General features: G+C 71.7%; 21 protein-coding genes. 14 read left to right on the plus strand and 7 right to left on the minus strand.

The genetic code is table 11. The features are described 5' to 3' along the window. Window positions 1-120: 120 nt before the first annotated feature. Complete coding sequence (locus AC0699_RS06215; protein WP_478656243.1) at window positions 121-819, minus strand: hypothetical protein; 699 nt, start codon at window positions 817-819, stop codon at window positions 121-123. A gap of 118 nt (window positions 820-937) precedes the next feature. On the opposite strand from AC0699_RS06215, the gene AC0699_RS06220 reads away from it, so the two are divergent. The 6 genes from AC0699_RS06220 to AC0699_RS06245 all read left to right on the plus strand — a co-directional run bounded on the left by AC0699_RS06220 (window position 938) and on the right by AC0699_RS06245 (window position 3,731). Further along, window positions 938-1,390, plus strand: a complete 453-nt coding sequence (locus tag AC0699_RS06220; protein WP_478656246.1) for an Asp23/Gls24 family envelope stress response protein — start codon at window positions 938-940, stop codon at window positions 1,388-1,390. Window positions 1,391-1,415: 25 nt separating this feature from the next. Continuing rightward, window positions 1,416-1,607 (plus strand): hypothetical protein, encoded by a 192-nt coding sequence (locus AC0699_RS06225; RefSeq protein WP_478656248.1) that lies wholly within the window; start codon window positions 1,416-1,418, stop codon window positions 1,605-1,607. A 6-nt stretch (window positions 1,608-1,613) separates the two neighbouring features. Beyond that, the gene (locus tag AC0699_RS06230; RefSeq protein ID WP_478656251.1) at window positions 1,614-1,985 is read left to right on the plus strand and encodes an Asp23/Gls24 family envelope stress response protein; all 372 of its coding nucleotides are present in this window, start codon (window positions 1,614-1,616) and stop codon (window positions 1,983-1,985) included. Continuing rightward, window positions 1,982-2,683, plus strand: coding sequence for a DUF6286 domain-containing protein (locus tag AC0699_RS06235; protein WP_478656254.1), 702 nt, complete (start codon window positions 1,982-1,984; stop codon window positions 2,681-2,683). The genes AC0699_RS06230 and AC0699_RS06235 overlap by 4 nt, the downstream gene beginning before the upstream one ends. A 5-nt stretch (window positions 2,684-2,688) precedes the next feature. Continuing rightward, complete coding sequence (gene amaP, locus AC0699_RS06240) at window positions 2,689-3,267, plus strand: alkaline shock response membrane anchor protein AmaP (protein WP_478656406.1); 579 nt, start codon at window positions 2,689-2,691, stop codon at window positions 3,265-3,267. 272 nt (window positions 3,268-3,539) lie between these two features. Beyond that, window positions 3,540-3,731, plus strand: coding sequence for a DUF6381 family protein (locus AC0699_RS06245; protein WP_478656257.1), 192 nt, complete (start codon window positions 3,540-3,542; stop codon window positions 3,729-3,731). Between the two features lie 157 nt (window positions 3,732-3,888). On the opposite strand, the gene AC0699_RS06250 is transcribed toward AC0699_RS06245, so the two are convergent. From AC0699_RS06250 to AC0699_RS06270, 5 genes are all read right to left on the minus strand, one after another. Further along, entirely contained in the window at window positions 3,889-4,644 is a 756-nt protein-coding gene (locus AC0699_RS06250; protein ID WP_478656259.1) for an SDR family oxidoreductase, read from the minus strand. A gap of 149 nt (window positions 4,645-4,793) precedes the next feature. Next, window positions 4,794-5,648, minus strand: coding sequence for an SURF1 family cytochrome oxidase biogenesis protein (locus AC0699_RS06255; protein WP_478656261.1), 855 nt, complete (start codon window positions 5,646-5,648; stop codon window positions 4,794-4,796). Between the two features lie 137 nt (window positions 5,649-5,785). Next, window positions 5,786-6,019 (minus strand): hypothetical protein, encoded by a 234-nt coding sequence (locus AC0699_RS06260; protein WP_453662537.1) that lies wholly within the window; start codon window positions 6,017-6,019, stop codon window positions 5,786-5,788. A 104-nt stretch (window positions 6,020-6,123) separates the two neighbouring features. After that, window positions 6,124-7,098: a DEDDh family exonuclease gene (locus tag AC0699_RS06265; protein ID WP_478656262.1), complete on the minus strand. Its 975-nt coding sequence runs from the start codon at window positions 7,096-7,098 to the stop codon at window positions 6,124-6,126. A 228-nt stretch (window positions 7,099-7,326) separates the two neighbouring features. Further along, the gene (locus tag AC0699_RS06270; protein WP_478656264.1) at window positions 7,327-7,941 is read right to left on the minus strand and encodes a TetR/AcrR family transcriptional regulator; all 615 of its coding nucleotides are present in this window, start codon (window positions 7,939-7,941) and stop codon (window positions 7,327-7,329) included. A 128-nt stretch (window positions 7,942-8,069) separates the two neighbouring features. Between AC0699_RS06270 and AC0699_RS06275 the strand changes: the two genes are divergently transcribed. The 5 genes from AC0699_RS06275 (at window position 8,070) to AC0699_RS06295 (ending at window position 13,174) form a co-directional block, all read left to right on the plus strand. Continuing rightward, on the plus strand, window positions 8,070-8,876 hold the full coding sequence (locus tag AC0699_RS06275) for an acetoacetate decarboxylase family protein (RefSeq protein ID WP_478656266.1): 807 nt from the start codon (window positions 8,070-8,072) through the stop codon (window positions 8,874-8,876). Then, the gene (locus AC0699_RS06280) at window positions 8,873-9,757 is read left to right on the plus strand and encodes an SDR family NAD(P)-dependent oxidoreductase (RefSeq protein ID WP_478656268.1); all 885 of its coding nucleotides are present in this window, start codon (window positions 8,873-8,875) and stop codon (window positions 9,755-9,757) included. The genes AC0699_RS06275 and AC0699_RS06280 overlap by 4 nt, the downstream gene beginning before the upstream one ends. A gap of 168 nt (window positions 9,758-9,925) precedes the next feature. After that, window positions 9,926-11,212 (plus strand): amidohydrolase family protein, encoded by a 1,287-nt coding sequence (locus AC0699_RS06285; RefSeq protein ID WP_478656271.1) that lies wholly within the window; start codon window positions 9,926-9,928, stop codon window positions 11,210-11,212. After that, entirely contained in the window at window positions 11,209-12,438 is a 1,230-nt protein-coding gene (locus tag AC0699_RS06290; protein WP_478656274.1) for an amidohydrolase family protein, read from the plus strand. Before AC0699_RS06285 ends, AC0699_RS06290 begins: the two co-directional genes overlap by 4 nt. Before the next feature lie 25 nt (window positions 12,439-12,463). Beyond that, window positions 12,464-13,174, plus strand: a complete 711-nt coding sequence (locus AC0699_RS06295; protein WP_478656277.1) for a VIT1/CCC1 transporter family protein — start codon at window positions 12,464-12,466, stop codon at window positions 13,172-13,174. On the opposite strand, the gene AC0699_RS06300 is transcribed toward AC0699_RS06295, so the two are convergent. After that, window positions 13,171-16,248 (minus strand): NACHT domain-containing protein, encoded by a 3,078-nt coding sequence (locus tag AC0699_RS06300; RefSeq protein WP_478656279.1) that lies wholly within the window; start codon window positions 16,246-16,248, stop codon window positions 13,171-13,173. The two genes, AC0699_RS06295 and AC0699_RS06300, sit on opposite strands and share 4 nt — an antisense overlap. Before the next feature lie 160 nt (window positions 16,249-16,408). Here AC0699_RS06300 and AC0699_RS06305 point away from each other — a divergent pair, with 160 nt between their 5' ends. Genes AC0699_RS06305 through AC0699_RS06315 form a run of 3 tightly spaced genes read left to right on the plus strand, consistent with a single transcriptional unit; the run spans window position 16,409 to window position 19,010 of the window. Then, the gene (locus AC0699_RS06305; protein ID WP_478656282.1) at window positions 16,409-17,284 is read left to right on the plus strand and encodes a sterol desaturase family protein; all 876 of its coding nucleotides are present in this window, start codon (window positions 16,409-16,411) and stop codon (window positions 17,282-17,284) included. Then, window positions 17,227-17,946 carry a lysoplasmalogenase family protein gene (locus AC0699_RS06310; protein WP_478656284.1) on the plus strand — a complete coding sequence of 240 codons (720 nt, stop codon included), beginning with the start codon at window positions 17,227-17,229 and terminating at the stop codon, window positions 17,944-17,946. The genes AC0699_RS06305 and AC0699_RS06310 overlap by 58 nt, the downstream gene beginning before the upstream one ends. A gap of 20 nt (window positions 17,947-17,966) precedes the next feature. Further along, window positions 17,967-19,010: a zinc-dependent alcohol dehydrogenase family protein gene (locus AC0699_RS06315; protein ID WP_478656287.1), complete on the plus strand. Its 1,044-nt coding sequence runs from the start codon at window positions 17,967-17,969 to the stop codon at window positions 19,008-19,010. Window positions 19,011-19,264 lie beyond the last annotated feature (254 nt).

The raw sequence follows: 19,264 nt of genomic DNA on the forward strand, positions 1-19,264 counted from the left end.
TCGAACATCGCCCGGACAGGACCAGGGTGTGGCCGGCCCGAGGCGTGTTGCAGAGGTGTCGCCGTCCGCGACGCCCTGGGCCTGGGTCGCGTCTTCAAAGTCCCGTCTGCCCGGGCGACGCTACTTTGAAGACACGCTCCAGCCGGCGACGTCCGTGATCAGCACTACCACCGGGACGGGTGCCGGAAGCACCGGGGCAACCGCCTCCCGAACGGCCAGGGCCACCACCAACGGGCGGTGGCCCGGTGCCGTCGCACATTCGACGCGGACGTGGGACTCCTCGATCCGGACCGGTACGCCCAGCGTGTCCGTGAGGTGAGCGACGCCCCGCACCGCGGCCGCCGTGCTGCCCACCTCTCCCTGCGGCGATGCGGCGGCGCTCACCCCGGACGGGCGAGGCACCGCGCTCGGCTCCGGTGCGGTGTCCAGCAGCTCCGTCACCCGCAGATCGATCTCCGTGACCGCGAGATCCAGCCGCTCCACGGAGGCGGTGAAGAGGGCGGCGCGGAGCCGTTCCGCGACCGCCGGAAGGGGTTCGTCACCGGCCGCCGCGAACTCCGCCTCGATACGGAGAGGGCCGGGCGGTAGCGCGCCCGGCGGGGGCGGGACGGCGGGCGTCCCGGCCGCCGCGGGGTCGGCGAGCGCGATCCGCAGGCTCCCCAGCACCACCCCGCGAACCTCTTGGGCCGCCGTATGGAGCACCGTGTCAGCGGCCCGTTCCGCCAGCCAGGCGCCGTCCGCGACGCCGCCGAGGGGAAGCAGTCTGCCCAGGCCCAGCCGGGCCCGTACCGCCCCGGCCCATCCGTGTGCCGTCGTCATCGCTCTCGCCTCGTCATTGCTCCAGCCTGCTGCTTCCCCGGCGCAATACCGGGTAACCACACTTAGTGTGGTCAGCGAGGTCCGAGTTCACCACCACCTGGGAAAGGGAGGAATGGCGATGACCGACACTGACGTCAATGTCACCAAGGAGCCGTCCGGCCCCGTCAGGCGGGGCGGCGGCGATCCGGCCACCCGGGGCCGCACCACCATCGCCGACGGTGTCGTCGAGAAGATCGCCGCACTCGCGGCCCGGGATGTCGTCGGCGTCCACGCCATGGGAAGCGGGGCCTCCCGTACCTTCGGCGCGGTGCGCGACCGGGTGCCCGGCGGCAAACCGTCCGTCACCCGTGGGGTGAGCGCCGAGGTCGGCGAGAAGCAGACCGCGCTCGACCTCGAAATCGTCGTCGACTACGGCGTCTCGATCGGTGATGTCGCCCGCGCCGTCCGGGAGAACGTCATCTCCGCGGTCGAGCGGATGGCCGGTCTCGAGGTCGTCGAGGTCAATATCGCGGTCGGCGATGTGAAACTGCCGGAAGAGGAAGAGGAAGAGTCCGAGCCGCGGATCCAGTGAACGGAGCTCGTGAGAGGAGCTCACGATGAGCATGGCGGTGGTCGGCCTGCTGGCCGGCATGGGACTGGGCTTCGCCGGATACTTCGGTGGCTTCGGGGCCTTTCTGCTGGTGGCCGCGCTGGGGGCGGTCGGGTTCGTGGCCGGGCGGTTCCTGGACGGCGACCTCGACGCGCGTGAGTTCTTCCGGGGCCGCGAGCACGGTGAACGGCGGAGGTGACACGCCGTGGCCGCGGACTCCACCGGGCTCCCGGCGACGACGGGAATCGCGGCGGCCGAGCGGGGAGCGACCACCATCGCCGACCGGGTCGTCGCGAAGATCGCCACGCAGGCGGCGCGCGAGGCCCTCGGCCACCCACCGGAGGGTGGCTCGGCCCCGCACGCCGCGGTCACGGTGCACCATGACCGCGCCCGGGTACGGATCAGCCTCGAACTCGGCTATCCCTCCGACATCGGCGGGCAGTGCGGAGCGGTGCGTCGGCACGTCGCGCAGCGGGTAGAGGCGTTGGCGGGGATGGAGGTGCCCGAAGTCGCGGTGGAGGTCCAGCGGCTGCACTCCGTCCATACGCGTCGGGCGGCCCAGGGGAGGCTCCGATGAGCGAACCGGTCAAGGAGAGCGGACGGGTCAAGGAGAGCGGACCGGCCAAGGAGAGCGGACCGGTCAAGGAAAGGGAACTGGACCAGTCGGCCTCCGCCGCCGCGTACCGGCCGGTGCCGGTGCCGGTGGCCGGACAGGACGACGGCGGTCGTCCCGGACGGTTCTGGTCCAAACGGCGGATCCCGGCCGCGCTGCTCGCGGTGGTGCTGACCGGCGGCGCGGGGCTGCTGCTGTTCGACGTGGCTTCGGTACGGGCCGACCGGCCCGGGATGCAGTGGCGGCGTTCCCTCGCCGGTCAGTTGGAGCAGCGCCAGTTGGACGACATCTGGGTGCTGGTGGGCGCGGGCGTCGCCGTGGCGCTGGGGGTGTGGCTGATCGTGCTCGCCACGACGCCGGGGCTGCGGGGGCTGCTGACGATGCGCCGCGACGCGGCCGCCGCGGGTGTCCGGGCCGGGCTGTACCGGGAGGCGGCGGCGCTGGTACTGCGCGACCGGGCGATGGACGTGTCCGGGGTGCAGTCCGTGCGGGTACGGATGGGGCGCTCCCGGGTCACGGTCCGTGCGGTGTCCCATTTCCGTGAACTCGACGACGTGCGCGCCGACTTGGACACTGTGCTCGCCGTCGGGATCCGCGAGCTGGGGCTGGTGCACGCGCCGGCCCTGTCCGTGCATGTGCGACGGCCTCCGAAGAAGGGGTGAGCAGGATGCTCGGGGTGGTCAACCGCGTACTGCTGGGGCTCGCCGGGCTGGTGCTGGTGGCCGCCGGGGGAGCGGCGCTGGCCGCCGGCCTCGGCCTGGGGGTGCCGTCCTGGTGGCCCTGGAACGGGCCCGACGACGTCCTGCTCAGCGCCGGCGACCGGGGGCGGTGGCGGGACGAGGTCTGGTGGTGGCCCGCGGTCGTCGCGGCGCTCGTGATCGTCGTGCTACTCGCGCTCTGGTGGCTCCTCGCACAGTTCCGCCGCTCCCGGCTGGCCGAGGTCCTGGTCGAGAGCGGTGACGGAGAAGGCGCGCTGCTGCGGGGCCGCGCCCTGGAGTCCGTCCTCACCGGTGAAGCGGAGCATCTGGAAGGCGTGGCCCGCGCCCAGGTCGCCCTCCACGGCCGCCGCACGGCCCCGGCGGCCCGGGTACGTCTCCTCCTGGAGCCCCACGCCTCCCCGTGCGAAACCCTGGAACGGCTCTCGTCGGAGGCGCTGACCCACGCCCGTGAGTCGGCGGGCCTGGCGACGCTTCCCTCGGAGGTCCGCCTCCGCGCCGAGAAACATCGTGCGCAACGCGTGACGTGACGAGGGCCTGGAGCGGCCGCGTGAGGTGACGGGGCCCGGAGCGCCGGCTTCGCGCACCGCGTACGGGTGTCTCCCGACCATGGTGGCGGTCGGGCTCCGGGCCGGCGGGGCGGACGGGGCCGGTTCTTCGTGGCGTGGTCACGTCGTGGCGTGGCCCCTGCGGACCCGCTTCGACCTGCGGAGATCGAGTTCGGTGAGCGCTCGGGATGCGAGGCCGTGAAGGCGCTGGTTCGCTGATGGTGCCCGCTCATACAGACGCCCGAGGAGTGACCATGAGCGCTTCAGACGAATCCCGCGGACGCGTCCGGCAGATGCGTCAGAAGGCGGAGGAACTGGACCAGGCCGCGGAGAGGGTGAGCGACCCTGAGGAGCGTCAGCGGCTCAAGGACAAGGCCCGCAAGCTGAAGGAGCAGAGCGAGCAGGAGAGTGCCATGGGTTCGGGGGACATTTACCCTATGGAGTGACCCCTGCCCCAGTCAGTCATCGGCCGGTGCGGCTCGCGACGATCGGACGCGAGCGGCACCGGCCCGGGCGCCGTAGGGGCGCGCATTCCCCTCACGCAGCCGACGGCGCCGTACGCACGAAACGAGCCGAGCAGCGGATACCCGAGCAGCCGGCGTGTCAGAAGCCGCGCCGGGCGCCGCCGTCGACCGGGAGCATCAGGCCCGTGAGGTACGACGCCGCGGGGGACAGCAGGAACGCCGCCGTACGCCCGAACTCCTCCGGGGTGCCGTAGCGCCGCAGCGGGATGCGGGATTCGTTGGCGGTGCGGGCCGCGTCCGCGTCGCCCGAGAGGGCGTCGAGTTCGCGGACGCGGTCCGTGTCGATGCGGGACGGGAGGAGGCCCACGACGCGGATGCCGCGCGGGCCCAGCTCGTCGGCGAGGGACTTGGCGAAGCCGGCCAGGCCGGGGCGGAGGCCGTTCGAGATCGTCAGCCCCGGGATCGGTTCGTGGACCGAGGCGGACAGGACGAAGGCGATGACCCCTCCGTCACTCAGCGCCGCCGCGGCCTCGCGTGCCAGCCGCACCGCGCCCAGGAAGACCGAATCGAACGCCGACTGCCACTGCTCGTCCGTGTTGTCCGCGACAAACCCGGGCGCCGGTCCGCCGACACTGATCAGAACGCCGTCGAAGCGGCCGAAGTGCTCGCGCGCCGCGGCGATCAGGTTCCCGGCGGCCGCCGGGTCGGCGTTGTCCGCCCCGATGCCCACGGCGTCCGGGCCGAGCGCGGCGGCCGCGTCCGCGGCTGCCTTCTCGTCCCGCCCGGTGACGATCACCTTCGCGCCGTCGGCGGCCAGCGCCCGGGCAGCGGCGTTCCCCAGGCCCCGGGTGGCTCCGGTGACGACGTAGACACGGTCCTTCAGTCCAAGATCCATGGGCCTATCCTGCCGTCTCGTACGCGGCCTGGGCGAGGCCGGATCCCAACAGTCCGATATGGCTGAGGACGTTCCGTCAGAGCCCGGCAGTTCGGCAGTTCGGCAGACCGGCTGCCGACGCGCCCCGAGTGTTCCCGCGGCGCGCTTCCCTAGGAAGGGCCCTGCGCTGGAGTGGACGCCGACACCGACTCGGCCGGGGCCGCCGGCTCGGATGCGGATGCGGATGCGGATGCGGGTCCGGTTGCGGGCTGCGCGGCCGCAGCCGCCCGGTCCCGCTTCTCACGGCGTACGAGAACGACCCAGCCGACGGGCACACCGGCCGCGAACAGCCACCACTGGACGGCGTACGCCATGTGAGGGCCGATGGAGTCGTGGTCCGGGTCGGGGATCAGCTCGGGCGTGCTTCCGGGCGGCTCGGGCGCGGTCTGCTGCAGATAGCCGCCGAGCACGGGCCTGCCGAGGCCCTTCGCCTGCTGCTCACTGTTGATCAGCATGATCTGACGGGGCGGCAGCCCGCGCAGGTCCTTGATGCCGCTGGCATCCGTCGTCTCGTCGGCCATCAGCCGGCCGGTGACGGTGACCTCTCCCTTGGGCGCGGGCGGCACGACGGGGAACGCCGTCTGGTCGGCCGCGGCGGGCACCCAGCCGCGGTTGACCAGGACGGCGCGGCCGTCGGCGAGGACCAGCGGGGTCAGCACATGGACGCCGACCCGTTCGTCACTGTTGGTGCGCCGGCGTACGACGACCTCGTGCGCGGTGTCGTACGTCCCCTTCGCGGTGACCCGCCGCCAGTAGTCGGCGCGCGGCACGGTGTGACCGGGGGCGGTCAGTTCGGTGACGGGGAGCGGCCGCGCGGTGAGGTTGTCCGAGATCAGCTTGTTCTGGGCGACCCGGTGCTCGTGCCGGTGCAGCTGCCAGAAGCCCAGCTCGACCATCACGGGAATGAGGACGAGGAAGACGAGGGTGAGGATCACCCACTGCCGGGACAACAGGAAGCGGTACACCCCACGACCGTACAACTCGGTCGTGGGGTGCTCGGAGGGAGGGTCCGGGGACGGGGCGGGGTGGCCCGGGACCCGGTCCGGGGGACTGGCGGGTGGCGCTCCGGGGAGCGGCCCGGGGCGGCCTGCCGGGGGCGGGCTCACACTTTGTCGACGATGCCCGCCTTTCCCTCCGCGCGGGCGCAGTGACCGCCGCAGTACCAGTGGCCTTCCACCTCGACGCCCTGGCCGATGATCTGGACCCGGCAGTGCTCACAGATGGGCGCCATCCGGTGGATGGCGCAGGAGAAGCAGTCGAAGACGTGCACCGCGCCCTGCGCGTGCACCTCGAAGGACATGCTGTAGTCGTTTCCGCAGACCTCGCAACGTGCCATGCGCCGCATCGTCCGGAGCACGGGAGACCGGAGCAAGATCCGGACGGGCGGGTCGGCGAGGCTGCACCCGACCGGCGCAGCGGACCTCCGGCGACATCGCGCCGTCAGGCCTCCGCCGGAGCGACGTCCCTCAGCAACTGCGTGAACGCGGCCTCGTCGACGATCGGCGTGCCGAACGACTTGGCCCGCACCGTCTTCGACGTCGCCGCGTCCGGATCGTTCGTGACGAGCAGACTCGTCAGCCGGGAGACGCTCGTCGCGACATGGAGGCCCGCCTCGATCGCGCGGTCCTCCAGCAGCTCCCGCTCGATGGACGTATCACCGGAGAACGCCACCCTCATGCCCTGCTTGAGTGGTTTGTCTGCTTCGTAACGCCCGGGGTTGGGGTACGGGCATGCGGGCCGCCTGCGTGCGGGACGCCAGCTGTTCTGCCGGTACGACGTCTGGTGGCCGACGCGCGGCGCGGGAGGGGCCGAGGACCACTCGGTCAGGGGCCGGCACTCCAGAAGCGGCAGCCGCGCATTGCGCTCCGCCGCTTTGTGCAGACTCGGCCGGAACGCTTCGGCCAGCACCCGTGCGTCGTCCAGCGCGTTGTGTGCGCGCCGCTGCACGACGCCGAAGTGCGCCGCGAGCGACTCCAGCTTGTGGTTGGGCAGCGGGAGCGCCAGCTCCTTGGAGAGTGCGATGGTGCACAGGCGCTGCCGTACGGGCGCGACGCGCTCCGCCCGTGCGTACTCCCTGGCGATCATGGACCAGTCGAAGATCGCGTTGTGCGCGACGAGCACCCGGCCCTCCAGTCGGTCCGCGAACTCATGGGCGATATCACTGAAGAGGGGTGCGCCCTCCAGCACATCGCTCGTCAGGCCGTGGATCCACACCGGACCCGGATCCCGCTCGGGATTCACCAGCGTGTACCAGTGGTCCTCGACATTGCCCAGGGCGTCCAGCCGGTAGACGGCAGCCGACACTATCCGGTCGTCGCGGGCGAGTCCGGTGGTCTCCACGTCGACGACCGCATACCCCTGTGGGTACGCGGTCGGCCACGCTGCTGCTGTCGTACGGTCGTCGAGCATGGTCACAGAGCTTACGGGCCACCACTGACAGCGCTGTCCCGGCCCGTCCGGGAACCCGGCGGCAGCCGGTCAGGAGAACAGCTTCCGTTCGCACGGCACATGACGGCCCCTGAGTCACCCGGGGGCGGCCCTGGGGGCGGCCCTGATCCTGCCCGTACGGGTGAGGGATCTGGGGCGCGGGCTGCCACCGCATCGGGTGATGCGGAGGGGCGGGGGCCGGCGGGCTGCCCCCGGTCATGCGAGCAGCGCCTCCACCAGCGCCTTCACGGACGTGGCGAACAGCTTCTCCGGGTCGGTCGGACGGGCCAGCGCGCGGGCCAGGGCGGGGTCGTCCTCCGCGCTCTCGGTGCCCCACAGCTCCTCCTCGCCGGGTGACTGCACGGGCCCGCGCTCCCGGTTCCGCTCCACCAGGACGAAGCCGACGATCTGGAACTGCACGGCCCGCACGGCTTCGGCGGCGCGCGCCCCGCGCAGCCCGGCGGCGTGCACCTCATGGACGAGCGCCCGTTGCGCGGGAAGGAACATCCGCTCGGTCAGGCCCCGTTCATGGACCATCGCGATCAGATGCGGACGGGCCCGCAGTTCGCGGCGCAGCCGACGGGCCACGGAGACGATCCGGGCGGCCGGAGTGCCTCCGGTGGGACGGATCGCGCCCATCTCCTGGACCGTCCGCTCGACGAGCGCGTCGAGCAGCGACTCGCGATTGCCGACGTGCCAGTAGATCGATGTGACGGCCGTGCCCAGCTCGGCCGCGAGCTTGCGCATCGTGAGGGCGTCCGGGCCGTGCTGCTTGACGAGGTCCGCAGCCGCCTCCAACACCTCGTCGCGGGTCAGCGCGGTGCGTGGCATGAAGCCCCCAAATCCAGTACGTGCACGGCTCTTTACCCTTCATCGAGGCCGGTGTAACTGTGTTACAGAACCGCAGCCCCAACCCCCGACGACGACCCCCGACGACGAACGACGAAGGGTGGTACGACATGACACGCGTACGGTACGGCGCGCGCACCGAGGCCGAGATCGCGGCCGCCCGCGCAGCCGGCGCAAAACTCCCCGACATCTGGTCCACGGGCGTCGTGGCGGTGTGGGAGACCGACCCGGACGTGGTCGCGGCCGTTCTGCCGCCGCCGCTCAAACCCACCGAACGCCCTCTCGTACGAGCCAACATCAGCAAGGTCGATCTGCCCGGCTATCCGCTCGGCGCGGGCTCTGTCGCCGTCGCCGCCGCCCACGGCGACCAGCAGGGCTGGTATCCGCTCGTCATGCCGATGACCCATGAGCGGGCGCTCATCGGCGGCCGTGAGGTCTTCGGTGAGCCGAAGAAGCTGGGCGAGGTGACCGTCGACCGCGAAGGCCTGCTCGTCCGGGCGGCCCTCGCCCGGCACGGGATCGCTTTCGTGGAGGTGCGGGGCGCGGTGAGCGGCCCGCTGCCACTGCCCGAGCCCACCGAGAAGGTGGACTTCTACTTCAAGTTCCTTCCGGCCGTGGACGGTGCCGGCTCCGGCTTCGACGCCGAGCCGGTCCTCGTCCACTGCGGGCGCAACGAGAAGATCCGCAAACTGGAGCAGCTCACCGGCGACGTCGTGCTGCGCGAGTCGATGTACGACCCGGTCGCCGACCTGCCGGTACGGAAGCTGGTGGAGCTCACCATCGGCGAGAAGACCACCGACCAGAAGGGTCGCGTGGCGGAACGGGTCAGCGCACAGGCTCTCCTGCCGTACGTCCATCAGCGCTACGACGACCCGCAGCAGATCCTCGACGGGCCGCCGGAGGGGAGCGTCCGATGAGGCTGGCGCCTGGACAGGTCGCCGTCGTCACCGGCGCGGCGAGCGGCATCGGACTGGCGATGGCGCGGAGGTTCGCGGGGGAGGGCCTGAGGGTCGTTCTCGCGGACGTCGAGGAGGGGGCGCTGCGCAAGGCCGTGGACGATCTCGGTGCGGGCGGTGCGGACGTCCTCGCACAGGTCGTGGACGTCTCGGACCGGGACTCCGTACAGCGCCTGGCCGACGTGGCCTACGAGGCCTTCGGCGCCGTGCATGTGCTGTGCAACAACGCGGGCGTCGGCTCCGGCGCGGAGGGCCGGATGTGGGAGCACGAGCCGAACGACTGGAAGTGGGCGTTCGCCGTGAACGTGTGGGGTGTCTTCCACGGCATCCAGGCCTTCGTCCCCCGGATGATCGCCGGCGGTGAGCCCGGCCACGTGGTCAACACCTCATCGGGAGACGGCGGTATCGCCCCGCTGCCCACCGCGTCCGTGTACGCCGTCACCAAGGCGGCGGTGGTGACGATGACCGAGTCGCTGTACGCGCATCTGAAGGCGGAAGGCGCGTGTGTGGGGGCCTCGGTCCTCTTTCCCGGCCCGCACATGCTCCGCACCGGCCTGTGGGAATCGCACCGCAACCGGCCGTCGCGCTACGCCAAGGAGCGGCCGCGGAAGACCCCGTACCGCAGCCTCGACCAGTGGGAGGCGGCGATGAGGGCCGCCGGGCACGAGGTGGCGTTCACACCGGTGGAGGAGGTCGCCGCGCATGTCGTGGACGGGATCAGGGCCGACCGCTTCTGGATGCTCCCGGCGAGCGAGCACAGCGACCGGCAGATCCGGGCGCGCTCGCAGTCGATGCTGAACCGCTCCGCGCCGGACTACTTGGAGAGCTTCATTCTCGACTGAGCGTCGAGCACGTCCGCGGCGAATCCCCCGCGAATTCGCGGCGAATCCCCCGCGATCCCGCGAATCCGCGGTGATTTCGCAGCGGTCCGCGGCGATCCGCAGCAGTCCGCGGCGAGCCCGCGGCCATTTCGCAGCCATCCCGCAGCGATCCCGATCGAGGTGAGCCCGTTGACAGAGCCGAACGACCCGTATCTGATCATTTCCTCCGACTGCCACGCCGGCCTGCCCACCGAGCAGTACCGGCCCTACCTCGACTCCCGCTTCCACCGCGACTTCGACGAATTCCTCGCCGGGCGCGACCGCCGCCGCGAGGAGATGACCCGCCTCGGCGTACGCAACGAGGCCTTCGCGAGCAAGTGGTTCAGCGACAACGAGGAAGGCCTGCGCGGCGGCTGGGACACCGCGCAGCGGCTCAAGGAACTCGACGGCGACGGGGTGGCCGCCGAGGTCGTCTTCCCGGACGCGGACGCCGTCGACAGCCAGACCGCCGCCCCCTTCGGCGTCGGACTCGGTCTCTCCGGCGACCAGGACCCCGACCTCGGCATGGCGGGCGCGCAGGCGCACAACCGCTGGCTCGCCGAGTTCGTCTCCGAGAATCCCGAGCGGCACTGCGGAGTCGCCCTCCTCCCCGTCACCGGCGACGTCGACCGTGTCGTCGCCGAGATCCACCGGGCCAGGGAAACCGGTCTCGGCGCGCTCATGATCCCCTCCATGTGGGTGGACAAGGCCCCGTACCACGACCGGCGTTACGACCCCGTCTGGGCGGCCGCCGCCGAGACCGCCATGCCGCTGGTCACCCACTCCGGCGCCGCTCCCCGCCACGAGTACGGAGACCACCTGGGCATCTACGTCTCCGAGGTCACCTGGTGGCCGGCCAGGCCGCTCTGGTTCCTGCTCTGGTCCGGGGTCTTCGAGCGCCACCCCGGACTGAAGTTCGGCGTCGCCGAGTCGGGCTGCTGGTGGCTGCCCAACCTGTTGTGGTTCATGGACCGGCTGTACCTCGGCGCGCACGGCGGCAAGAAGCTCTCGCCCTTCGCCGAGCTGAAGCGGCCGCCGAGCGAGTATCTGGACCGGCAGATCTTCATCTGCGCCACCAACACCAAACGGCGCGAACTCGCCCAGCGGTACGAGATCGGCGTCGACAACATCCTCTGGGGCTCCGACTTCCCCCACCCGGAGGGCACCTGGCCCAACACCCGTGCCTGGCTGAAGAACACCTTCCATGACATCCCCGTCGCGGAGACCCGTCGCATCCTGGGCCTCGCGGCCGCCGAGGTCTTCGGCTTCGACACCGACAAGCTGGCCCCGATCGCCCGCCGTATCGGCCCGACCCCGGCCGATCTCGGCCAGTCCGACGACCAGTCGGCCGTCGAGGCGTCATGGGCCAGGTCGCGCGAGGTCGGCCGCCACTGGCTGACCGACCACGACTTCCCGTCCCTGGGGGTGTCCTCATGAGCGAGGACCGCTACACGGTCATCTCCGCCGACTGCCACGCGGGCGCCGATCTCCTCGACTACAAGCCGTATCTGGAGAAGCGCCACCACGACGACTTCGACGCATGGGCGGCGACATACGTCAATCCGTACGAGGACCTCCTCGCCGACACCGCCGACCGCAACTGGAACTCGGACCGCAGGGTCGCCGAACTGGAGGCCGACGGCATCGTCGCCGAGGTCGTCTTCCCCAACACCATCCCGCCGTTCTTCCCCTCCGCATCGCTGATGGCTCCGGCGCCGACACGCGAGGAGTACGAGCAGCGCTGGGCCGGGCTGCGCGCCCACAACCGCTGGCTCGCCGACTTCTGCTCCCTCGTCCCCGGCCGCCGGGCGGGTGTCGCGCAGATCCTGCTGAACGACGTGGACGAGGCGGTCGCCGAGGTCCGCCGCAGCAGGGAGGCGGGCCTCACCGGGGGGATCCTGCTGCCCGGCGCCCCGCCCGGGTCCGGCGTCCCGGAGCTGTACTCGGCGACCTACGACCCGCTGTGGGCGGTCTGCGAGGAGCTCGACGTACCGGTCAATCACCACGGCGGGTCCGCCTCCCCGCCGCTCGGCGACGAACCGGCCGCGCGGGCCGTCTTCATGGTGGAGACGACGTGGTTCTCGCACCGGGCGCTCTGGCACCTGATCTTCGGCGGTGCCTTCCGCCGCCACCCCGGGCTGAAACTGGTGCTGACCGAACAGGGCTCGGGCTGGATCCCGGCGGTCGTCGAGATGCTCGACTACTACCACGGGCGGCTCGTCGCCGCGGCCTCCCGGGCCTCCACCGCGGAGTCCAAGTTCGGCGCCGGTCTCGCCGCCTCCATGGGCAAGGGCCCGAGCGAGGTCTGGCGCGACAACTGCTTCGTCGGCGCGAGCTTCATGCGCCCCCACGAGGTGCCGCTGCGCGACCGGATCGGCCTCGACAAGATCATGTGGGGGAGCGACTACCCGCACGACGAGGGCACGACCCCGTACTCCCGCGAAGGCCTCCGCATCGCCTACGCGGGCCTGCCGCGCGAGGAGATCGCGGCGATGGCGGGCGGGAACGCCGCCCGGGTGTACGGCTTCGACCTCGATCTGCTGGACGGCATCGCGGCGCAAGTCGGTCCCACGGTCTCGGAAATCGCCGAACCCCTGAAGGAGGTCCCGGCCGACGCCACGAGCCCCGCCTTCGCGCCGGGCGGGTCGGTACGCGTCTGGTGACCGCCCGGGATGAGACCCTCCCCGAGTGACCGAACCGACGCACCACGAGCCCCACGGCGAACCCCTCGGCACCCGCCTCAACTGGCTCCGCGCCGCAGTCCTCGGCGCCAACGACGGCATCGTCTCCACCGCGGGCCTCGTCGTCGGCGTCGCGGGCGCGACCAGCGACCGGGCGGCCCTGCTCACCGCCGGCCTCGCCGGACTGCTCGCCGGCTCCATGTCCATGGCGGCCGGCGAGTACGTCTCGGTCTCCACCCAGCGCGACTCCGAGAAGGCGGCGCTGGCCGTCGAGAAACGCGAACTGCGGGAGCAGCCGGAGGCCGAACTCGACGAGCTCACGGACCTGTTGCAGGACCGCGGCCTCTCGCGCGAGGTGGCCCGCGAGGCCGCGGTCCAGCTCACCGAACGCGACGCCCTGCGCGCGCATGCGCGGGTCGAGCTGGGCATCAACCCCGACGAGCTGGCCAACCCCTGGCACGCCGCGGGCGCGAGCTTCCTCGCGTTCACGGTGGGCGCGCTGCTGCCGCTGCTGGCCATCGTGCTCCCGCCCGCGTCCGTGCGGCTGTGGGTGACCGTGGTGTCGGTGCTCGTCGCGCTGAGCTTCACCGGCTGGTGGAGCGCGCGGCTGGGGGCGGCGCCGGTGGGGCGGGCGGTGGTGCGGAACGTGGGCGGGGGAGCGCTGGCGATGGGGGTGACGTACGCGGCGGGGTCGTTGCTGGGAGCGGCGGGGGTTTAGGGCTTCCAGGTCACCTGGCCTGGCGGGAACAGCTCGGCGCCGGTGAGCACCGTCCCGTTGTGGGCGACGACCTCAAGTTGCTGGTTGCCCGCGAGCGGCGAGATGTCCACGAAACCGCAGTCGCCGAATGACAACCGGGTCAGCTCGGGTAGTTCCCGCAGCGGTTCGACACCGGAGACCAGCCGGCTGCCACCCACGTACAACTCGGTGAGCTCCTGATGACGCACGACAGTGGCGAGGTCAAGCGCGGACTGGTCGGTGATCTGCAGAGTGCCGAGCGGGAAGTGATGCGGATGACGGGACAGCTCTTCGGCCTGGGCGTCCCCGGCGATCGTCAGCCACTCCAGGCCGGGCCAGCGTTCGAGGCCGTCGAGACTGATGGTCCGGGCACCGTCGAAGAGACCGAGCCGTGTGAGCCCCGCCGGTGCGGGTATCTCCGCGACGCGGGAGGCATCCACCGGAAAATTGAACACCAGCAACTGGAGCGCGGGCAGGTCCTCGACCGGAGCGAGGGAAAGGCCTTCGACAAGGTCGTAGAGCCACAGCTTCCGCAGTGCCAGGCCCCGCAGCGAGCCGAGATCAGTGAGTGCGGGACATTCGGCGACACCGAGCTGAGCCAGCTGGGGCAGTGCGGCGAGCAGGGACAGATCGTTCAGCCCGCTGTCACGGTTGAGGAACAGCGCCTTGAGTGTGGTGTGCTCCGCGATCTCGGACGGAATCGAGTGGTTGCCCGTGAGGTGTAGCCAGGTGAGATGCCGCAGGTGTGCGAGCTCCGCGAGCTGCTCGGCCGTGTGCACCTTGAGGTACGTCTCGTGCAGTTTCGCGTCCGCGAGCACCGTTCTCGCGTACTCCCGGGTGTCGAACGTGCTCCACCTGTACGACACCTCGTAACCCACCTTGAAGCGCGTGTCCCCGGCGAACCGCGCGATCACCCGCATCCCGGCATCACCGCCGACCAAGGCCGCCGTCCGCACCACCGCCGCCGCCGTGTCCTCGTCCAGCCCCTCCGGCCCCGGCAGCAGCTCCAGCACCAGCTCGCCGACCTTCGCCAGGTCCTCCGCCTCCTCCAGGCTCCGCGGCGGCACCAGCTCCTGCGCGCGCACCTGCACATCCGCTCGCACCTGCGGGTCCAGCTCCGGCGCATGCTCCAGACACGCCGCCGCCAGCAGCACCAGCCGGTGTCGCAGCTTCGGTGCCCGGTCGGCCCGTCGCAGCAACTGCTTCAGCAGCCGGGCTCGTTCCTCCGGCCGTGCGTGCCCGACCGCCATCTGCACGACGTCGTCCCACTGGTCGTCGTGGGCGTTGCGCACCAGCACCCCGATGTCCCGGGACTCCACCGCCGCCTTGGCCCCCAGATAGTCCTGGAAGGTCCGGTGCACGAAGTCCACGGCGCCCGGCGCGGGTTCGCGCAGCAGCCCGCTGCGGATCAGCAGATGCGCGAAAACCTGCCCGGCCGTGCCCTGCACCTGTGGCATCGCGGCCAGCCACTCGGCCAGCATCTCCACGACCTCGGACCGGTCCGCCTCCACCTGCCCGTTGCGGATGAGCCAGTACGCGAGCCGCTGCAGCAGCGCCGTCTGCTCCTCCCGCGTGAGGCCGACGCCCTCGACGCCGGTGATCTCCCGCTCCGTGTCACGGCGTACGAGCAGCATGTCCAGAGCCGCGTCGTACAGCTCCTTCCGGGCCCGTGGCAGCTGCATCCGGCGATCGCGGTTCAGCGCGCACAGCAGGGCGCACATCAGCGGGTTGGTGGCGAGCCGGCCCAGATCCCGGCGGGTGGCGACGGCTTGGCGCAAAGACGCCTCGTATGCCTCCAGTTCACCGTGCTCGGCATCGGAGAGGCATTCCAGGCGGGCCGCGTCGTGCCAGTGGCCGATGAACGAGCGGATGTCGTCGCGGTCCATGGGAAGCAGCGAGTGTGCCGTGAAACCGAGCCGCGCGAGCCAGTCCTCCGGCACCGCTGACGGCCGGGTCGTCACCACGTAGCGGGCGTCCGGATAGGCCGCGATCAGCGACTTCAGCCATGCCTCGGTACGGGTCCGCAGACGCGTCGGGACCTCGTCCACGCCGTCGACCAGAATCAACGCCCGGCCCTCGGTGAATATGCGCTCGGTCCATCCCGCGGGCGCGCTCAGCGGGACCCCGGCCGCCCGCAGGAAGTCCTCGGGGGTGGGCAGACCGGCGGCCGACGTGAAGGCGCGCAGCCGCAGCACGAAAGGGACGCACAGGTTCCAGTCCCCCGGGTCGCCCCGGAAGCTGCGCCGGGCCGCGTTCAGCGCCAGCCACTGCACCAGCGTGCTCTTGCCGGAGCCCGCGGGCCCGCGCAGCAGCAGCCGGTCGGTGGTGGTCAGGATCTGCTCGGCCCTGACGGCCACCTGGCCCGTGCGCGGCAGACCGAAACCCTCCTGGTGCACGGGCCCACCGCTCACCGCCAGACTGATGTACGCCGTGTCCAGCGGCCACTCCCGCGCCGATCGCCCAAGCGTCAGCCCGAACAGCTCCAGCCGCCCGTGCGTCGCCGCCACGTAGTCCGCGTAACGCTGCTCGAACTCCAGCGCCACCGCGTCCGGGCTGCGCCCCGTCAGCGTCTCCACCACGTCCCGGGTCCGGCCCGCCGCCCGTACGTGCTCCACCGCCGCCCGCGCCGCGAACGACGGATGGGCGGTCGCCTGCTCCACCACATGCGCGCAGCACAGACCCAGCAGCTCCTCGTACAAATCTGCCGCGCGAGCGCTCAGCCCGGCGCCGGCCGGCGCCCGCAGCTCGGCCCGTAACCGCCCGGGGTCGAGGTCCACCGCGAAGAGCCGGTCGGGGTCGATGACCCCCGCCGTCGCGAAGGTGTCCCGTACCGCGTCGACCGCCGCCAGCCGCTCGTGCTCCGGCAGCCCGGCGTACGCGTTCGTGAGCCGCCCGCCCAGCACCTTCGCCAGCCGGTCCGCGCCCGCCGGGCGCGGGAAGGGACGCACCGGCGCCTTCACCAGGCCGGCCCCCGGCCGCGGCGCGAGGAGGGACTTGGCCATGGCGCCGAGCACCGTCCCCGCGAGCCGGACCAACGCAACTTCCAGTCCCTGCACGACAGTTCCCCCGTAGGTGTCCCGTGTCTCGTCCCCCGGACACAGAAGACTACGGCCGCCGCCTTGGCAGAAGTCACCAAAACCTGCTGACAAGTCGTCTCACAAACTTGTCGGTAACACCATCTGGCCGAGCCACCGGACCCGCCTCTACGGTGCCCGCATGCCGCCCAACCTGCCCGATGCCGTCCTCTGGTCGATACCCGCCTTCGTCCTGCTCACCGTCGTGGAGATGGTGAGCTACCGGCTCCATCCCGACGAGGACGCCGCCGGCTACGAGGCCAAGGACGCCGCCACCAGCATCAGCATGGGGCTCGGCAGCCTCGGCTTCGACCTCCTGTGGAAGGTCCCGGTCGTCGCGATCTACACCGGGGTGTACGAGCTCACCCCGCTCCGCGTCCCCGTCCTCTGGTGGACGGTCCTGCTGATGCTGCTCGCGCAGGACTTCTTCTACTACTGGTCCCATCGCGGTCATCACGTCATCCGGATCCTGTGGGCCTGCCACGTCGTCCACCACTCCAGCCGGAAGTTCAACCTCAGTACCGCGCTGCGCCAGCCGTGGACCGGGTTCACCTCCTGGCCGTTCTACCTGCCGCTGATCGCCTGCGGCGTCCACCCGGCCGCCCTCGCGTTCTGCTCCTCCGCGAACCTCGTGTACCAGTTCTGGGTCCACACCGAGCGGATCGACAAACTGCCGCGGCCCTTCGAGTACGTGCTGAACACCCCCTCCCACCACCGGGTGCACCACGCTTCCCAAGGCGGCTATCTGGACCGGAACTTCGGCGGGATCCTGATCATCTGGGACCGGCTCTTCCGGTCGTTCGCGGCCGAGACCGAGCGGCCCGTGTACGGGCTCACCAAGAACATCGCGACATACAACCCGCTGCGCGTCGCCACGCACGAGTACGTCTCCATCGCCCGTGACGTACGGGCGGCGAGCAACTGGCACGAGCGCGCCGGGCGGCTGTTCCGGGGGCCCGGATGGCAGCCCGCCGAGGGGGTCGTGGCCGCGGCCGCCGGGCAGGAGCGTTCCTCGTGAACCGGGAGCGCCTGGCCCGCGTGCTGCCGGGCGCGTTCTGGGTGGCGCTCGCCGCCGACCTGAGCGCGCTGCTCGCCGGCCGGGACTCCGGGCATCTGATCGCCAAGCCGCTGCTGATGGCGCTGCTCGCGGCATACGCGGCGACCCGGGGCGCGCCCCGGCTGCTCGTCGCGGCGCTGCTCTGCGGCTGGGGCGGGGACGTGTTCCTGATGGCCGACGCCGACTGGGTGTTCCTTGTCGGGATGGGGCTCTTCGCCGCAGGGCACGTCTGCTACCTCGTGCTCTTCGGCCGGAGGGGCACGAGCCAGGCCCTGGGCATCGCGTACGGCGCGGTCCTCGCCGGTGCCATCGGGCTGCTCTGGGCCGACCTGCCGGCGGAGTTGCGGATCCCCGTCGCCGGGTACTCGCTGCTGCTGACCGCCATGGCCTACCGGTCGAGCGCCCTCGGGCGCACCGCCGCGGCGGGCGGAGCGCTGTTCCTGCTCTCCGACCTGCTCCTGGCGACCGGGATCGCCGGATGGCCGCAGCTTCCCGCGCCCGACTTCTGGATCATGCTCACGTACGCGGGTGCGCAGTATCTGCTGACGCGGGGTGCCCTGGGCACACTCGGGTGCGCGCCCGTACCCGACCGGGCGTACCGTGAGGCGCGTACCGCCGTCTGAACAGCAAGGACCCGTCCGACATGCGCGCCACCACGATCCACGCCCCGTTCGACATGCGCGTGGAGGACGTGCCCGACCCGAGGCTGCAGGAGCCGGGCGACGTCGTGGTGCGGGTCCTGCGAGCCTGTATATGCGGCAGCGACCTGTGGGCGTACCGCGGCGAGTCGGAGCGGCAGCCCGGGCAGCGCATCGGCCACGAGTTCCTGGGCATCGTCGAGGAGGCGGGCGCCGGGGTGACCGGGTTCGTGCCCGGCGATCTGGTCGTCGCGCCGTTCGTGTGGTCCGACGGCACCTGTGAGTACTGCGCGGAGGGGCTGCACACGTCCTGCCCGCGAGGCGGTTTCTGGGGCTCGCCCGGCAGCGACGGCGGCCAGGGCGAGGCCGTGCGCGTGCCCTTCGCCGACGGCACCCTCGTCAAGCTCCCCGCGGCCGCCGCCTCCGACGACCGGCTGCTGACCGCGCTCCTCGCGCTCTCCGACGTGCTGGGTACCGGCCACCATGCCGCCGTCGGCGCCGGCGTCACGAAGGGCAGCACGGTCGCCGTCGTCGGTGACGGAGCGGTCGGCCTGTGCGGGGTGCTCGCCGCCAGGCGGCTCGGCGCCGAACAGATCATCGCGCTCGGCCGGCATCAGGTCCGTACCGATATCGCGCGGACCTTCGGTGCCACGGACGTCGTCGCGGCGCGCGGCGACGAGGCCGTCGCGGCCGTGCGCGAGCTGACCGGCGGCCAGGGCGCGCACGCCGTCATCGAGGCCGTCGGCACCGAGCAGTCCATGCGCACGGCGGTCGGGATCACCCGCGACGGCGGCGCCATCGGCTACGTCGGCGTCCCGCACGGCAGCGGCACCGGTCTCGACCTCGGCGTCATGTTCGACCGCAACATCGCACTGCGCGGGGGCGTCGCCCCGGTCCGGGCGTACATCCCCGAGCTGCTCCCGGACGTCCTGGACGGCATGGTCGACCCGTCCCCGGTCTTCGACGTGACGGTCGGCCTGGACGGTGTACCCGACGGCTACCGGGCCATGGACGAGCGCACCGCGCTGAAGGTCCTCGTCAAGCCATAGGGCGCGTGCGGTTTCCCCTCCCCGCCCCTTCCCGGCTGTGCTCGATGTGCGGCTCCGCCGCATGGGGGGAGCCCCCAGACCTTCGTACGCCCTTCGGTCGTGTCCTCGATCTCCCCCGGAGCTTCGCCTGGTGGGACCCAGGGGGGGGGGGGGGGGGGCGCCCCCCAGGAGGTGAACCCCACTCCACAAGGGACCACGAAGACGACACTGCGAACGCTTAGCGATCAGAAAAGGACCGGACGGACCACCCCCAA

This window comes from Streptomyces sp. NPDC043870 (assembly GCF_056435785.1).

Coding starts and splice junctions, on each gene's coding strand:
- AC0699_RS06245 (WP_478656257.1), top strand. CDS start 3,540: ATGAGCGCTTCAGACGAATCCCGCGGACGCGTCCGGCAGATGCGTCAG.
- AC0699_RS06310 (WP_478656284.1), top strand. CDS start 17,227: ATGGCAGCCCGCCGAGGGGGTCGTGGCCGCGGCCGCCGGGCAGGAGCG.
- AC0699_RS06235 (WP_478656254.1), top strand. CDS start 1,982: ATGAGCGAACCGGTCAAGGAGAGCGGACGGGTCAAGGAGAGCGGACCG.
- AC0699_RS06290 (WP_478656274.1), top strand. CDS start 11,209: ATGAGCGAGGACCGCTACACGGTCATCTCCGCCGACTGCCACGCGGGC.
- AC0699_RS06260 (WP_453662537.1), bottom strand. CDS start 6,019: ATGGCACGTTGCGAGGTCTGCGGAAACGACTACAGCATGTCCTTCGAG.
- AC0699_RS06315 (WP_478656287.1), top strand. CDS start 17,967: ATGCGCGCCACCACGATCCACGCCCCGTTCGACATGCGCGTGGAGGAC.
- AC0699_RS06275 (WP_478656266.1), top strand. CDS start 8,070: ATGACACGCGTACGGTACGGCGCGCGCACCGAGGCCGAGATCGCGGCC.
- AC0699_RS06280 (WP_478656268.1), top strand. CDS start 8,873: ATGAGGCTGGCGCCTGGACAGGTCGCCGTCGTCACCGGCGCGGCGAGC.
- AC0699_RS06215 (WP_478656243.1), bottom strand. CDS start 819: ATGACGACGGCACACGGATGGGCCGGGGCGGTACGGGCCCGGCTGGGC.
- AC0699_RS06220 (WP_478656246.1), top strand. CDS start 938: ATGACCGACACTGACGTCAATGTCACCAAGGAGCCGTCCGGCCCCGTC.
- amaP (WP_478656406.1), top strand. CDS start 2,689: ATGCTCGGGGTGGTCAACCGCGTACTGCTGGGGCTCGCCGGGCTGGTG.
- AC0699_RS06250 (WP_478656259.1), bottom strand. CDS start 4,644: ATGGATCTTGGACTGAAGGACCGTGTCTACGTCGTCACCGGAGCCACC.
- AC0699_RS06270 (WP_478656264.1), bottom strand. CDS start 7,941: ATGCCACGCACCGCGCTGACCCGCGACGAGGTGTTGGAGGCGGCTGCG.
- AC0699_RS06305 (WP_478656282.1), top strand. CDS start 16,409: ATGCCGCCCAACCTGCCCGATGCCGTCCTCTGGTCGATACCCGCCTTC.
- AC0699_RS06225 (WP_478656248.1), top strand. CDS start 1,416: ATGAGCATGGCGGTGGTCGGCCTGCTGGCCGGCATGGGACTGGGCTTC.